The organism is Flavobacterium caseinilyticum, from assembly GCF_004349085.1.
GTDB lineage: Bacteria > Bacteroidota > Bacteroidia > Flavobacteriales > Flavobacteriaceae > Flavobacterium > Flavobacterium caseinilyticum.
The window spans coordinates 514,645-528,710 of sequence record NZ_SMFM01000001.1 but is presented as its reverse complement, the minus strand read 5'-3'; the positions used below and the strand labels follow the sequence as shown (position 1 = coordinate 528,710).

11 protein-coding genes are annotated in these 14,066 nt (G+C 35.4%); 4 read left to right on the top strand and 7 right to left on the bottom strand.

The annotated features are described in order from the left end of the window. Positions 1-47: 47 nt before the first annotated feature. Genes E0F89_RS02370 through mutY form a run of 3 tightly spaced genes read right to left on the bottom strand, consistent with a single transcriptional unit; the run spans position 48 to position 2,889 of the window. On the bottom strand, positions 48-1,343 hold the full coding sequence (locus E0F89_RS02370; RefSeq protein ID WP_131908254.1) for a gliding motility-associated protein GldE: 1,296 nt from the start codon (positions 1,341-1,343) through the stop codon (positions 48-50). A gap of 23 nt (positions 1,344-1,366) precedes the next feature. Continuing rightward, positions 1,367-1,807: a single-stranded DNA-binding protein gene (locus E0F89_RS02365; protein ID WP_131908253.1), complete on the bottom strand. Its 441-nt coding sequence runs from the start codon at positions 1,805-1,807 to the stop codon at positions 1,367-1,369. Positions 1,808-1,851: 44 nt separating this feature from the next. Then, complete coding sequence (gene mutY, locus E0F89_RS02360; RefSeq protein ID WP_131908252.1) at positions 1,852-2,889, bottom strand: A/G-specific adenine glycosylase; 1,038 nt, start codon at positions 2,887-2,889, stop codon at positions 1,852-1,854. A gap of 104 nt (positions 2,890-2,993) precedes the next feature. On the opposite strand from mutY, the gene E0F89_RS02355 reads away from it, so the two are divergent. Continuing rightward, positions 2,994-3,314, top strand: a complete 321-nt coding sequence (locus tag E0F89_RS02355; RefSeq protein ID WP_262709511.1) for an HU family DNA-binding protein — start codon at positions 2,994-2,996, stop codon at positions 3,312-3,314. A 321-nt stretch (positions 3,315-3,635) separates the two neighbouring features. Beyond that, positions 3,636-5,180 (top strand): Rne/Rng family ribonuclease, encoded by a 1,545-nt coding sequence (locus tag E0F89_RS02350; protein ID WP_131908251.1) that lies wholly within the window; start codon positions 3,636-3,638, stop codon positions 5,178-5,180. 165 nt (positions 5,181-5,345) lie between these two features. Here E0F89_RS02350 and E0F89_RS02345 read toward each other — a convergent pair whose 3' ends face one another. Further along, entirely contained in the window at positions 5,346-5,789 is a 444-nt protein-coding gene (locus E0F89_RS02345; RefSeq protein ID WP_131908250.1) for a nucleoside deaminase, read from the bottom strand. 123 nt (positions 5,790-5,912) lie between these two features. Between E0F89_RS02345 and E0F89_RS02340 the strand changes: the two genes are divergently transcribed. Next, complete coding sequence (locus E0F89_RS02340; protein WP_131908249.1) at positions 5,913-7,694, top strand: 1-deoxy-D-xylulose-5-phosphate synthase; 1,782 nt, start codon at positions 5,913-5,915, stop codon at positions 7,692-7,694. A gap of 37 nt (positions 7,695-7,731) precedes the next feature. Then, on the top strand, positions 7,732-8,760 hold the full coding sequence (locus E0F89_RS02335; protein ID WP_131908248.1) for a DUF3078 domain-containing protein: 1,029 nt from the start codon (positions 7,732-7,734) through the stop codon (positions 8,758-8,760). 50 nt (positions 8,761-8,810) lie between these two features. Here the strand turns inward: E0F89_RS02335 and E0F89_RS02330 are convergent, their stop codons facing one another. The 3 genes from E0F89_RS02330 to E0F89_RS02320 all read right to left on the bottom strand — a co-directional run bounded on the left by E0F89_RS02330 (position 8,811) and on the right by E0F89_RS02320 (position 13,484). Next, positions 8,811-11,471, bottom strand: a complete 2,661-nt coding sequence (locus E0F89_RS02330; RefSeq protein ID WP_131908247.1) for a T9SS-dependent M36 family metallopeptidase — start codon at positions 11,469-11,471, stop codon at positions 8,811-8,813. An 88-nt stretch (positions 11,472-11,559) separates the two neighbouring features. Beyond that, positions 11,560-12,903, bottom strand: coding sequence for a dGTP triphosphohydrolase (gene dgt / locus E0F89_RS02325; protein WP_131908653.1), 1,344 nt, complete (start codon positions 12,901-12,903; stop codon positions 11,560-11,562). Between the two features lie 104 nt (positions 12,904-13,007). After that, positions 13,008-13,484, bottom strand: coding sequence for an RDD family protein (locus E0F89_RS02320; protein ID WP_131908246.1), 477 nt, complete (start codon positions 13,482-13,484; stop codon positions 13,008-13,010). Between the last annotated feature and the right edge of the window lie 582 nt (positions 13,485-14,066).

The window sequence follows — 14,066 nt, the reverse complement described above, 5'->3', positions numbered from 1 at the left end:
ACATTTCACAACAATTCCCCTTCCTTCGAATGAGGTCAGGGAGAGGATTATTCAATCGTTACTTTTATTTGCTTCACTCGTTTTTGATCCACTGCTTCTATGGTAAACAGATAGTTTTCGAATGAAATTTTCTGATTTTTTTTCGGAAAATTTCCCAAAATTTCAAGGATAAAACCGGCTAGCGTTTCGGCTTCTCCTTTTTTGCTTTCGAATAATTCCTCGTCTACATCAATTATTCTGTAAAAATCCTTGAGGTTTATTTTTCCTTCAAAAAGATAATTTTTATCATCAATTTGAGAAAAATTAATATTTTCATCGTCAAATTCATCGCTAATATCTCCCACAATCTCTTCAATAACATCTTCCAAAGATACTAAACCCGAAGTTCCTCCATATTCATCGACCACAATCGCGAGATGACTTTTCATACTCTGAAAATCTTTCAGCAAATTGTCCAGTTTCTTATTTTCAGGAACAAAGAAAGGTTCCCTCAACAACGATTTCCAGTCAAATTCATTGGTATTAATATGCGGAAGCAAATCTTTGACAAACAAAACGCCTTCTATCTGGTCTATATTGTCTCGATACACCGGAATTCTGGAAAATCCTTTTTCTATGATTTTGGGACAAATATCAGCAAAAGATTCGTCTATTTCTAAAGCAAAAATATCGATTCGCGGACTCATCACTTGTCTTGTATCGGTGTTTCCAAAACTTACAATTCCTTCTAAAATTTTTTGTTCTTCGGTAGAAGTTTCATCCGAAGCGGTTAATTCTAAAGCTTGTGACAATTGGTCGACTGAGAAATTTGTTTTTTGTTTTGCTAATTTGTGGTGCAAATAAAGTGTAGCAGCGCGCATGGGCAAACTTATTGGCGAAAGCAATTTATCCAAAAAAGCAACTGGATACACAATTCCTTTTGCAAACTTTTTATTGTTTCTGCTGGCATACACTTTTGGTAAAACCTCGCCAAACAACAAAATCAAGAAGGTAACTGTCAGCACTTCAAGAGTAAATTTTAAAAGTGGTGTTGGTACAGCTGAAAAAAATGCTTTTCCAACGTAGGAGAACGATAGTATTATGGAAATAGTAATAAAACTATTGGCTACAAGAAGTGTCGCTAACAGTTTTTTCGGCTTTTCTAAAAGTGCAGCAATAATTTTTCCTTTCGAATTATTTTCTTGCATGGTTTCTTCGATGTCCTTTTGTGACAACGAAAACAAGGCTACTTCAGCACCTGAGATTATCGCCGAACAAAACAGCAAAATAATTATTCCTGATATGCCAAATGCTAGATTCGTATCGATAGCGTAGGCAAAAAATAAACTGGGCTCTGGGTCCAAATTAGTTAAGATTAATTAAACAATCAAAATGGCAAGTCATTAATAGGCAAGACATTATTTTCCGGATCAAAATTAGTGTTTTTCACAACATCAGCTACAGGAATTTGTTTGTTGTTTTCACTGTCTTTTTTAGTGGACAGGAAAGTGAATTCAGTTACCTGAATTTCGGTGGTGTGCTTTGTAGTTCCATCCTCTGACTGCCATTGGCGGGACTTAATACGCCCTTCCACATATATTTTATCTCCTTTAGAAAGATATTTTTCACAAAGTTCAGCCGCTTTATTGCGTACTACCAAATTATGCCACTCTGTAGAAGTGATTTTTTCATTTGTAGTTTTGTTGATATACACTTCGTTTGTTGCCAACTGAAACCTTCCGATACAGTTGCCTCCGTCAAAATAATGCATTTTGATGTCGTCGCCAAGAAAACCGATAAGCATAACTTTATTTAATGTTCCGTTCATTTTAGAATATAGTATTTAATCAAAGATACATTATTTTAGAAACTCTATAAATCCTTTTCAATAAAATTATGAATCACAATTGGGAACGGAAAAGTTTTCAATGTTTCTGCATCAATTCCGTTTTCAATTGTTCCTTTTAGTTTTACTTTCCAAAACTTGATATGTAAATGCTGGTGTGACAATTTATGAATGATACTTTTTTCGTTATATTCTAACATACTTTCGACAGTATTATCTTTAAAATACTCCGCTTGGACAGCTTCGCTAACACAATCAAAATCTTCCTCTTTTTCGGTTTCCATCAAAGGGAATTCATATAAGTTGTGCCAAATCCCTTTCTCCGTTCTTTTTTGAATTATGGTGTTGTCATTTTCATCTGCAACAACCATATAATTAAAGTATCGGTTTCTAACTTTTAGTTTTTTGGATTTAACAGGCAACTGATCGACTTTGTTTTTTTGCAAAGCGGCGCAACTTTCGTTGAAAACACAAATACCGCAATTCGGACTTTTAGGAACGCATTGCAAAGCGCCAAACTCCATAATGGCTTGATTGAAAGTTGCCGGATTATCCTTTGGCATCAGTTCGAAAGCCAAAGCAGCGAATTCTTTTTTGGCGGAAGCCTGAGCAATATCCGTATCCAGATCGAAATAACGGGACAAAACCCGAAATACGTTCCCATCAACTACCGGAACAACTTCATTATAAGAGAAAGAAGCAATTGCAGCGGCGGTGTATTCTCCTACTCCTTTCAGTTTCAATAAGTCACTATAAGTTGCCGGAAAAATTCCCGATAAATCAAAAGCGATATGCTGTGCTGTTTTGTGTAAGTTTCGGGCACGAGAATAATATCCTAATCCCTGCCAAAGTTTCAAAACCTGTTCTTCATTGGCTTTCGCCAAATCAAAAACAGTTGGAAAAGCGCTTGTAAAAGACAAAAAATAAGGCATTCCTTGCGCCACGCGCGTTTGTTGCAACATGATTTCAGAGAGCCAAATGGGATACGGATCAGTGGTATTTCTCCAAGGCAAATCACGTTTATTTTGTAAATACCATTGTATTAACAAGTTAGAAAAAATCATGTTTTAATTATTTGTTAGCAAAAGTAAAAGTTTATGTGATTAAAATTTAATGAATTAGCTTGAATAATTGTTTTTTAAATTCATATATTTGCAAACTCAAAAAAATAGTACAACATTATAAAATAGGAAAGAAAATGACGAAAGCAGATATCGTAGCAAAAATTTCAGAAAAATTAGGTCTTGAAAAAGGAGATGTTCAGGCAACTGTAGAGACTTTTATGAATGAAGTGAAAAATTCATTAGAAACTGGAGACAATGTTTATTTAAGAGGTTTTGGAAGTTTCATAGTGAAGACTAGAGCAGAGAAAACAGGAAGAAATATTTCTAAAAATACAACAATAAAAATTCCTGCACACAACATTCCTGCATTTAAACCTGCAAAAGTTTTTGTAGAAGGAGTGAAAACAAATAACGAAGCAAAATAATAATATTAATCATAAAATCGACAAGACATGCCAAGTGGTAAAAAAAGAAAGAGACATAAGGTAGCAACGCACAAACGTAAGAAAAGAGCGAGAGCTAACCGTCACAAAAAGAAAAAGTAGTTTTAAACTACTTTTTTCTTTTTAAACGTTCATTGAAATTGAGAAAAAGAAAACTAGAACAAAGAAGAAAGAAATAAGACTTATAAATCTTGCTTCTTGTCTCTTTGATTTTCTAAGTCTTTTCCTCCCCGGGTTCAATACCTGTTAAAATATTGTTTAATCCATTTGTTCGCTTTGGCGAATAGATAAAAAATTTACAGTGTGAATAAAGAATTAATCATTAGATCTAGTTCTGAAGCCGTAGATTTTGCCTTATTAAAAGATGGAAAACTAATTGAATTACACAAAGAAGAAGAAAAAAGCAACTTCCAGGTTGGTGATATATTTATTGCCAAAATCAGGAAACCAGTTGCCGGACTTAACGCTGCTTTTGTAAATGTAGGCTTCGAAAAAGATGCTTTTTTACATTATCATGATTTAGGACCTAATTTAGCTTCCCAACTGAAATTCATAAAACTTGTAAGCGCAGGTAAATTAAAAGATTTCTCCCTAAAAACCTTTCAGTTTGAAAAAGAAATAGACAAAGATGGTACCATTACTGATGTTTTGAGTTCCAATCAATCTGTTTTAGTACAAGTCGTCAAAGAACCTATATCTACAAAAGGACCAAGAATTAGCGCTGAGCTTTCTCTTGCCGGAAGATTTATAGTTTTGGTTCCGTTTTCTGACCGTGTTTCTATTTCTCAAAAAATAGAAGACAAAAAAGAAAAAGAACGCTTGAAACGATTAGTACAATCCATCAAACCAAAAGGATTTGGTGTTATTGTTCGCACAGTAGCCGAAGGCAAAAATACAGCCGAATTAGAAAAAGATTTGCAGAACCTGCTCAGCAGATGGACTGCAATGTGTAAAAAATTACCAACTGCTCATCATCCGTCAAAAGTATTAGGAGAACTCAACAGAGCCTCTTCGATATTAAGAGACGTATTCAACGATACCTTCAGCGGTATTCAGATAGATGACGAAGAGTTGTACAACCAAACAAAGGATTATTTGCAAGAAATTGCACCATCCAAACAATCAATCGTTAAGTTTTATCAATCAAAAGACACACCTATCTTCGAGAAATACAACATAGAGAGACAAATCAAAACTTCTTTTGGAAAAACAGTATCCATGAGTAAAGGAGCTTATCTTATTATCGAACATACTGAAGCTTTGCACGTTATTGACGTAAACAGCGGAAACCGTTCTAATAAAGCCACCAACCAGGAAGATACAGCCATGGAAGTCAATATGATTGCTGCTGCCGAAATCGCAAGACAATTACGTCTTCGTGATATGGGCGGAATCATCGTAATCGATTTTATCGATATGTCAAATCCTGAAAATCGCAAAGTGTTGTTCGATTTCTTGAAAGAAGAAATGAGCGACGATAAAGCAAAACATAAGATCTTACCTCCGAGCAAATTTGGATTAGTTCAAATTACAAGACAAAGAGTAAGACCAGAAGTTAATATTAAAACTAGAGAAGAAGATCCAAACAATGAAAGCGGCGAAATTGAAGCGCCAATACAAATCATTGATAAAATCGCTTTTGATCTGGAAAGAGTATTAAAAAACCACAAAGATGTTGTGCTTAATGTACACCCTTTTGTGGCCGCATACCTTACCAAAGGTTTTCCATCATTACGTTCAAAATGGTTTCTTGAACATAAAAAATGGGTGAAAATTATACCTCGTGATGCTTACACGTATTTAGAATATCATTTCTACGACAAAAAAGAAAATGCTGTCATAGAATAAATTACAAACTCCTCAAGAAATTGGGGAGTTTTTTTTTGCCCTTTTTTCAGGAGCTATTTCCAGCTATCCGCTATATCTTTTTCAAAGCTGCCAGCCTTTTGAAGGCTGGCAGCTTTGAAAAAGGATACCGCTTCTATCTGGGCTAAAGTATTTAGGATAAGAATATCACTTTCTTCTCTCCACAAAAAATCGCTTCATCAACTCCGAAGCTTCATTTGCCATAATTCCTTTCACAACAGTAGTTTTAGGATGCAATTGCGTTCCCATTTTTACAAAACCCCGATGTTCATCAGTAGCTCCGTACACAATTTTCGAAATCTGACTCCAATACAAAGCGCCGGCACACATCTGGCAAGGTTCCAGTGTAACGTAAAGTGTACAACCAATCAAATATTTCCCGCCAAGATAATTCGCAGCAGCAGTAATGGATTGCATTTCGGCGTGAGCCGTAACATCATTCAGTAATTCGGTTAAATTATGACTTCTGGCAATGACTTTATTATCAATGACAACAATAGCGCCAACAGGAATTTCGCCTTTTTCAAAAGCCATTTCAGCTTCCTGCAAAGCCTTTTTCATGAAATATTCGTCGGTGAAAGGATTTATCATAGTATAGACCGCGAATTCGCAAATTTAAATTCTTTGTGAATCTTCGCTTTATTTTGTAATTCTTTGTGAAACAACTTTTTTTATCGACTGCAAAAATACAATTTCAAATCGTACCTTTGCTTTATGTCAGATAATTTACTTTCAAACATCAATAACCCAACCGATTTACGCTTGCTTGACGAAGCCCAACTTCCTCAAGTTGCCCAAGAATTACGCGATTTTATTATCGACATTGTGGCTGTAAAAGAAGGCCATCTTGGCGCAAGCTTAGGAGTCATCGAATTGACAATTGCCTTGCATTATGTTTTTGACACCCCAAAAGATTTATTGATTTGGGACGTCGGCCATCAAGCCTATGGACATAAAATACTGACCGGTCGAAGAGAAAATTTTCATACTAATAGGCAACTCGGCGGTATTTCCGGTTTCCCAAAAAGAAGCGAGAGTATTTACGATGCTTTTGGCGTAGGCCACTCCTCTACTTCTATTTCGGCAGCCTTAGGAATGGCAATTGCTTCTAATTTAAAAGGCGAGTTCAACAAACAGCATATTGCGGTAATTGGCGACGCTTCCATCGCTTCAGGGATGGCTTTTGAAGGATTAAATCACGCCGGAGTTACTGATGCTAATTTATTGGTGATTCTGAACGATAACGCCATCGGGATTGATCCAAGTGTAGGTGCCTTAAAACAATACCTCACTGCCGTAAAAGAGGGGAAAAATCCGAGGCAAAACAACATGATCAAATCTTTGAATTTTGATTATTCAGGTCCAATAGACGGTCATGATCTTTTTGCGGTTATCAAAGAACTGAGACGCTTACAAAAAATAAAAGGACCAAAATTTCTTCATATCATTACCACAAAAGGAAAAGGACTGCAACAAGCCGAAGACGACCAGGTAAAATACCATGCTCCCGGCAAATTTGATGCTTTAACGGGAGAAATTCACATTAAATCCGAAGAAAATTTACCTCCAAAATATCAGGATGTTTTTGGCTTGACCATATTAGATTTGGCTAGAAAAAATGAAAAAATTATAGGAATCACACCTGCAATGCCGTCCGGAAGTTCGTTGAAATTCATGATGGATGCATTTCCAAAACGCGCTTTTGACGTTGGAATTGCCGAACAGCATGCGGTGACTTTAGCTGCCGGAATGGCAACTCAAGGCATGGTCGTTTATTGCAATATTTACTCGACATTTTTACAAAGAGCATACGACCAAATAATTCATGATGTGGCTTTACAAAATCTTCCGGTAATTTTTTGTTTGGACAGAGCTGGTTTGGTGGGAGAAGACGGCGCAACGCATCACGGTGTTTTCGATTTGGCTTATTTGCGATGCATTCCTGACATGATTGTTTATGCACCGATGAATGAAATAGCGTTACAAAATATTTTATATACAGCACAATTGGGATTAAATCATCCTATCTCAATTCGTTATCCACGTGGTCGCGGTGTTATTGCAGATTGGCAAACGCAACATCTAGGAAACTATAAAAAAACAGAAATTGGAAAAAGTATTTGCATCAAAGATGGCTCGAAAGTCGCTGTTTTATCCAATGGAACTATTGGCAATAATGTCACTTCGGCTATAACCAAAATGAAACATCCAGAAACCATTGCGCATTATGACTTTCCGTTTGTTAAACCATTAGACGAAAATGCTTTACACAACATTTTTACTGAATTTCCAATTGTTGTTACTATAGAAGATGGTGCTGTAAAAGGCGGTTTTGGAAGTGGCATTCTCGAGTTTGCCTCAGAGAATAATTATACTTCAAATGTAACCGTTTTAGGTATTCCGGATGAATTCATTGAACATGGAACCGTTGCCGAATTGCAACAATACTGCAAAATTGACGTTAAAAGTCTTGAAATACTTTTTTCAAGTTATTAAAATATTTATTTTGCACGTTTAAATTAATTCCCCGTTAATGAAATTATTATCCTACACTTTACTTTTACTTACATTCACAATCTCTTTTAATTGTTTATCTCAGGAATCAAATTTAACAGCGTTACCATTATCAGCTAAACCTACTGTAATTAAAGCCGTTAAACCTTTATTTGTAACGGTTAAAATACAAAACAATCGGCATTACGTTCCTTTATCCTATTGGACTATTAAAAATAGTTTAGGCTTTGACATCTCTGAAGTTGCTTTTGTGAATTGGAGTGCGGGAGGAACCAGTTCGATTTCAGGATTAATAAAAGGTAAATTTCACAGGGTTTATAATAGAAGTAATTACAATTGGTCAAATGAACTTCTAATACGATACGGATTGAACAAGCAAGAACGGACTGAAGTAAGAAAGACAGATGATGCCATACAATTAAATTCCACATTTGGCTACAGGCAAGACACGTTATCCAATTGGTATCATTCTGCAAAATTTAATTTCAACACCCAGTTCACCAACGGGTATGCCTACCCAAATACCGAAAAAGCGATATCTAAACTCTTTGCGCCTGCTTATATTTTTATGGGAATTGGCGCCGAAAATGTCAACAAAAAAGAGAAAAGAACCTTTTACATTTCCCCTTTTACCTTTAAAACAACTCTGGTTTTAGATCAAAGATTAGCCAATCAGGGTGCCTTTGGAGTACCTAAAGCTACTTACGACCTAGATGGAAATTTGCTTACACAAGGTGAAAAAGCTAAAATGGAACTTGGTTTTTTGGTCTCAGGTCACATTAAAAAAGAAATTTTCAAGAATATTACTTTAGAAAATCGTCTAAGTTTATATTCTGATTATGTGAATCGTTTTGGGAACATAGATGTGGATTACGACCTTCAAGTGCAACTTGTTGTCAATCAGTATGTAAAAGCTAATGTTGGGGCACATGTGATTTATGACGACGACATCAAATCAAAAAAGCAAATCGCAGGAATACAAGTTACTCAAGGTCCTAAAACGCAAATAAGACAAGCCATCGGTGTTGGAATCGAATATATATTTTAAAAAAAAATCCTGAAATTAATTTCAGGATTTTTTTAAACACTTATGGATTCCTAATTAATAATGATTTTTTCGGTATACTTCAATTCCTCCCCTGTAATTTCCATAATGTAAATGCCGGAATTTAGTTGGCTTAAATTAAAAGTTTTTTCGTTATTGAATAACACATTCTTAGCTGTATAAACAATTCTTCCAGTAAGATCTATTATTTTGATAGCGACGTTCCCATCGTAGTTATTGATTCTTACTGCAATTTCGCCATTGGATGGGTTTGGAAAAACTTTCATTATATTTTCCGCATCAATATCAAGAACGGCTAATGAGCAACTAGCTCCATTTGCTGGTCTGGTAAAATCCTCTATCTGATCATTCCCCTTATTTTTATCACCTGCTGAAGCATTAACACCCAAACCTCTAGCTGCAAACACTTCCCAAATCATGCAATAATCCTTACCACCTGTGATGGCTAGATCTGCCGCAATAATTGCGTCTCTTGCATCTACAAAAGTTGGACTACAGGGTTGCAACTTTATTCCGTCTAATACAATTCGCATTAGTTTATTGTTTCCGCCTTGACCCGAATATTTATTATTGTCAAACCCATACTTGTTTATGTACGCCCAAGTTAAATCCCACAGCATGGTAGCCCAAACGGTACCTACACCGTGTACGGATGTTTTTTCACCACCTTCTGCATCTATAGTTTGGTAATTATTGGTAAAATTATAGGTCATAGGATTAATAGCTCTGTCGGTTGAGTAGGCGTAATCCCTAATGCCTAAGCCACTTGTGGATTCAGACGATACAAAAGTTCCAATTCCTCTTTTAGCACCACCAAAATCACCCGGTTTTAATTGCATCATCAATGCAAACCAATCAGACCAGCCCTCGCCCATTTGATCCGTGTTTTGAAGGCAACTTGAATTATTTGGTCCACCAGCCAAACGAGTCGAAATCCCATGGCCATACTCATGTGCAATGATTCCGTTGTCAAAATCCCCGTCTGCATTTACAAATGGAGATGACTGTGTTTGTATTTTAACATTTACAGCTTGTATCTTCATTTGGTCTATAATCGTTTCCCCAACAGATTGACTAACGCTGATTGCTGGAATTGTGATTGATTCATCAGCCCCGGACATGATTATTTCACCTTCGATATTATTTACAACTACAACAGCTATCGCACCTGCATTTTGAGCGTATTTTACTTTTACGGAAAAAGCACAATTTCCTCTTCGTAAAATAACTATTTTTCCACTCATAGCGGCACCATTAGACGGAGACACGCATGCCTCTGATTTGCCACCTGAACTATCCAAATATAAAACTAAATCTGATTGTAAAAAATTAGGTGCTATTGGCAATGCTACCTGTCCCGGGTTAAACCCATTCTGTTTTGCTACGTAACTTCCTGCAATACCTGAAGGTGAATTGACAATAAGTGGCTTGATTTCAGGACTTCTGTTCCATAAAAACATTTGCATCCTCCCTTTCGTTCCATCTACCGGAGTAGAAAAGTTAGCATTGTTCAGACTCATTGGTGTAATTGACGACCCATCTTGCGCATCTGCATTGACAAAATCAGTTTCTTTTCCACCACGTCCATAATTATTTTCCTGGAAATTTCCATTGGCCTCATCAAAACCATATTGATACCAGACATCATGCATTACATTATTCATATAGAATAAATTAGTGATTGAAGCATCGATATATGAGATCGCTGCAGCACTTGTTCCTTTGTACGGAAAATCAAAAATTAATGAAGACCCTCCGTCAGGACTGCGACCTTGATTGGAGTTGTCACCCAAAACATCATCTTTAGCCCACACATTATTACCTCGGGTTATCGTGTAATCCGCACCCGCAATACCATCAATATCGTGCCAGCCAAAAGGAGATGCTTTAACATCTGATGGATCTGAAATAAGTTGAAAAGGACTATGATTAGGGCTTTCGTAATTAAATGGTATAACGCGATAAGATCCCCCAAGTGCAGCGGTAGAAGATCCTGAATAGATTTGTTTGTAAGCAGGTCCGGAATGTATTTCGATTGCATTAGGCGTCAGTGAATGCGCTTTCCCTTGATCAAAACTACATGAAATTACAATATCATTTTTTTCTAATATTTTGCCCGTGACAGCATCAATTCTTACACTCCAAATATGATCATGGCTACTCGTATGAATTGTGAAATCCCATGCCAAAATCAATTTACCTGATATTGCCTGATGATATACTAAGTTTGCACTAACAGGCTCATCAGTCCCTAATCCGTTGCTTATTTTGTACTTGTTTACTTCCAAATGTTCCAAAACAGTAAACTGATTTTTAACCGCAATTCCCAATTGAAAATACGCTCTCGTTAATGCATCTGTTACTGATAAAGAAGGAGAAGTTGCGTTTACTTTATCTGAAACACCGTCAACTATTCTTTTTTGAACATCAATCACTTTGCTGTTCTTTATAGAAAAATTTGACACTGCCCTAAATATTTCAATTCCCTGATAACGCTGTATCACGTAGCAATTTTTGATTCCAGTACTTGTAGATCCGCCTTCACTTTGAATTACCCAATCGTTAAAATCACGATTTGATATGCTCGTTTTAGCAGTCGGCGTGCTTAGATAATTTTGAATTATTTCCTTGTTAGACTGAGAAAAAACAAATAATGGTAGTAAATAAAGTATAGAAAGTATTATTTTTTTCATAAAAATCTATTAATTAGTATGTACTTTGTTAAAAGCACAAACCTAATCGTTTTTATTTAATATAACAACGCAATTAACAAACGTTTACTTAAGTTTTTGAGGCAGTTATCGTCTTATAGTACAATAACGCATTCCCGTCCGTAAGCAAGGAGATAAAATGACAAATATGCAGTAATCGTCCATACAGATTTTCTTTCTCCAAATGGTGTTTTTCAGGTAACATTTTCAGAATCAAAGAATCGTAATTAGACGCATTCCCATCGAATTTGTTATTAAATGCCGTTATGAATTTATCCAATAACGTTTGAATAATCTGATAACCGACGATTTCTTTCTCAATTACTTCACGGCTTTGGTAAATATTATCGACACTAATCTTGATAATATCATCCATCTGGGCTTTGTACTTGCTTTTGTCCATTATGGCAAAAGGGAATTTTCCGTTCAGAATCAAGGCTTCATTTTCGACAAATACTTTTACGGCATCATTGATTAAACTTCCAATTGCCAAAGCTCGTAAATAACTAATTCGGTCTTCTTTGGTTTCTAAAGTCTTGTATTTTGAAGTATCAATGCTGTCTTTCACCAATTTTATTAAATATTCCAACGCAAAATCTTCAGAAACTAATCCTAAATTGATTCCGTCTTCAAAATCAATAATGGTGTAACAAATATCATCTGCAGCTTCTACTAAATATGCCAAAGGATGCCTTTCAAAACCAATATTGTCTCCGGATTTATTTGGAATCAAACCCATATCCAAAGCTACATCTTGAAAAAAAGCTTTATCGGTTTGAAAGAAACCATATTTTTTGTCGGCAATATCTTTGGTTGGTTTTTTTGGTAAACTTTCTTTAGGGTACTTCATAAAAGCACCAAGAGTCGCATACGAAATTCGAAGTCCGCCTTCAATTCCGGGACGACTAGCCGTCAATACCGAAAAACCGTTCGCATTTCCTTCAAAATCAATTAAATCCTGCCATTCTTTTGGCGTAAGCTGGTCTTTGTATTGTTGTCCTTTTCCAATGGAAAAATATTCTCCAATCGCTTTTTCACCGGAATGTCCAAATGGTGGATTCCCAATATCATGAGCCAAAGATGCCGCAGCAACAATAGCACCAAAATCATTCATGTGATAGCCATGAACTTCTTTCAAATGTGGATATTTTTCGATGATTTTCTTACCTACCAATCGTCCCATAGAACGCCCCACAACCGAAACTTCTAAACTGTGCGTCAATCGGGTGTGTACAAAATCAGTTTTTGATAACGGAATAACTTGTGTTTTATCCTGTAAACTTCTAAAAGCGGCTGAGAAGATGATACGGTCATAATCAACCTCAAAACCCAAACGGGTATCGTCTTGTTCTACACGTAATCTTTTGCCTTTGTCGCCTTGTCGTTTTAGTGATAAAAGTTGTTCCCAGTTCATCATTTTATTTTTGGTATTTAGAAGGAGCGAATATAAAGAAAAGGATGTGTTTAGAAACAAAAAAGCAGCCTAAAATGACTGCTATTTTTATCTTTTCTATTTCTTTATTCTTCAGAAAACAATTTCTTTTTGGCTATAAAATCATGCTTTTTCACCACATACGTAACCGATAATGTATCATGCCATCCTCGATCAGCAGTTAAAAAAGAAAAAGGTTCCAAGGGAATTAATCTAGAAAGTGTTCGTATAATTACATTTTTCATAATGGGTCTTGAACCATCGTGCTTTACCACCATTGTTTTAGTGAAATACTTCCCGAAGGTTCTAGAAAAATACATTTCAGTTATTAAATAATAAAAAAACAAGGTAACAAGTCCAAAAAAGAAACTTTCAATAATGCTTAATGAGGAAACCCAATTTGATGCTGCATCACTTTTCGTTAAATCTCCAATTAGAATTATGGTCGTACCAATACTTATTTCGATAACATAAATTATAAATAAATCAATAACGAAATTCAGGAAACGTTGGCCTTTGGAAGCTAATAAATCATCGGTAACAGTAAATTTTTTATTTTCCATGGCATTTAGTATAAAAGGATTGTTTATAATGTGAATTATCTCAAATATAGTGAATTATTTACAAATTTAAACTGTTAGCTCTAGGTAATTAGCCCCGATTGAAGTGAAAATCCTTTTTGTTCGCCTTTTCGGCGAATAAAAAGATTGTAACGAAAAGCGGGAAATAGCTCCAAAAAAAAGCAGCTATCATTACAATAGCTGCTTTTCAAATTTAAATACTTTTTTTAATTCGAATTTTAAAACAACTTCCGTCAGTTTTACAAATTCTTCTTCCATTTCTGGTCGTGATACATTTTCTAAAAATGTAGTAAAAATCATTATTTGATGGATTTTCCATTTTATTTATTTTGTTAACAACTCTTTAATCTCTTATGTCATAAGAGTTGTAGATTAATAATATCAACATTGATATTATCTTAAAAAATAATTTTGGAAAGAAGATTCGAATTATATACTTTTGAAATATATAAAAAGTAGGTGAGGTAACCTTTTCCTTCTTAAATAACTTAAAATTTTAGGGGTCGGATCCAAAATTATTTAAGTTCTCCAAAATAGGGATATCAAAGATGTCCCTTTTTTTAT

What these genes read in the sequence shown, in the direction of transcription:
- E0F89_RS02365 (WP_131908253.1), bottom strand. Translation starts at nt 1,807, where the DNA reads ATGAACGGAACATTAAATAAAGTTATGCTTATCGGTTTTCTTGGCGAC.
- mutY (WP_131908252.1), bottom strand. Translation starts at nt 2,889, where the DNA reads ATGATTTTTTCTAACTTGTTAATACAATGGTATTTACAAAATAAACGT.
- E0F89_RS02345 (WP_131908250.1), bottom strand. Translation starts at nt 5,789, where the DNA reads ATGATAAATCCTTTCACCGACGAATATTTCATGAAAAAGGCTTTGCAG.
- E0F89_RS02340 (WP_131908249.1), top strand. Translation starts at nt 5,913, where the DNA reads ATGTCAGATAATTTACTTTCAAACATCAATAACCCAACCGATTTACGC.
- E0F89_RS02335 (WP_131908248.1), top strand. Translation starts at nt 7,732, where the DNA reads ATGAAATTATTATCCTACACTTTACTTTTACTTACATTCACAATCTCT.
- E0F89_RS02330 (WP_131908247.1), bottom strand. Translation starts at nt 11,471, where the DNA reads ATGAAAAAAATAATACTTTCTATACTTTATTTACTACCATTATTTGTT.
- dgt (WP_131908653.1), bottom strand. Translation starts at nt 12,903, where the DNA reads ATGAACTGGGAACAACTTTTATCACTAAAACGACAAGGCGACAAAGGC.
- E0F89_RS02320 (WP_131908246.1), bottom strand. Translation starts at nt 13,484, where the DNA reads ATGGAAAATAAAAAATTTACTGTTACCGATGATTTATTAGCTTCCAAA.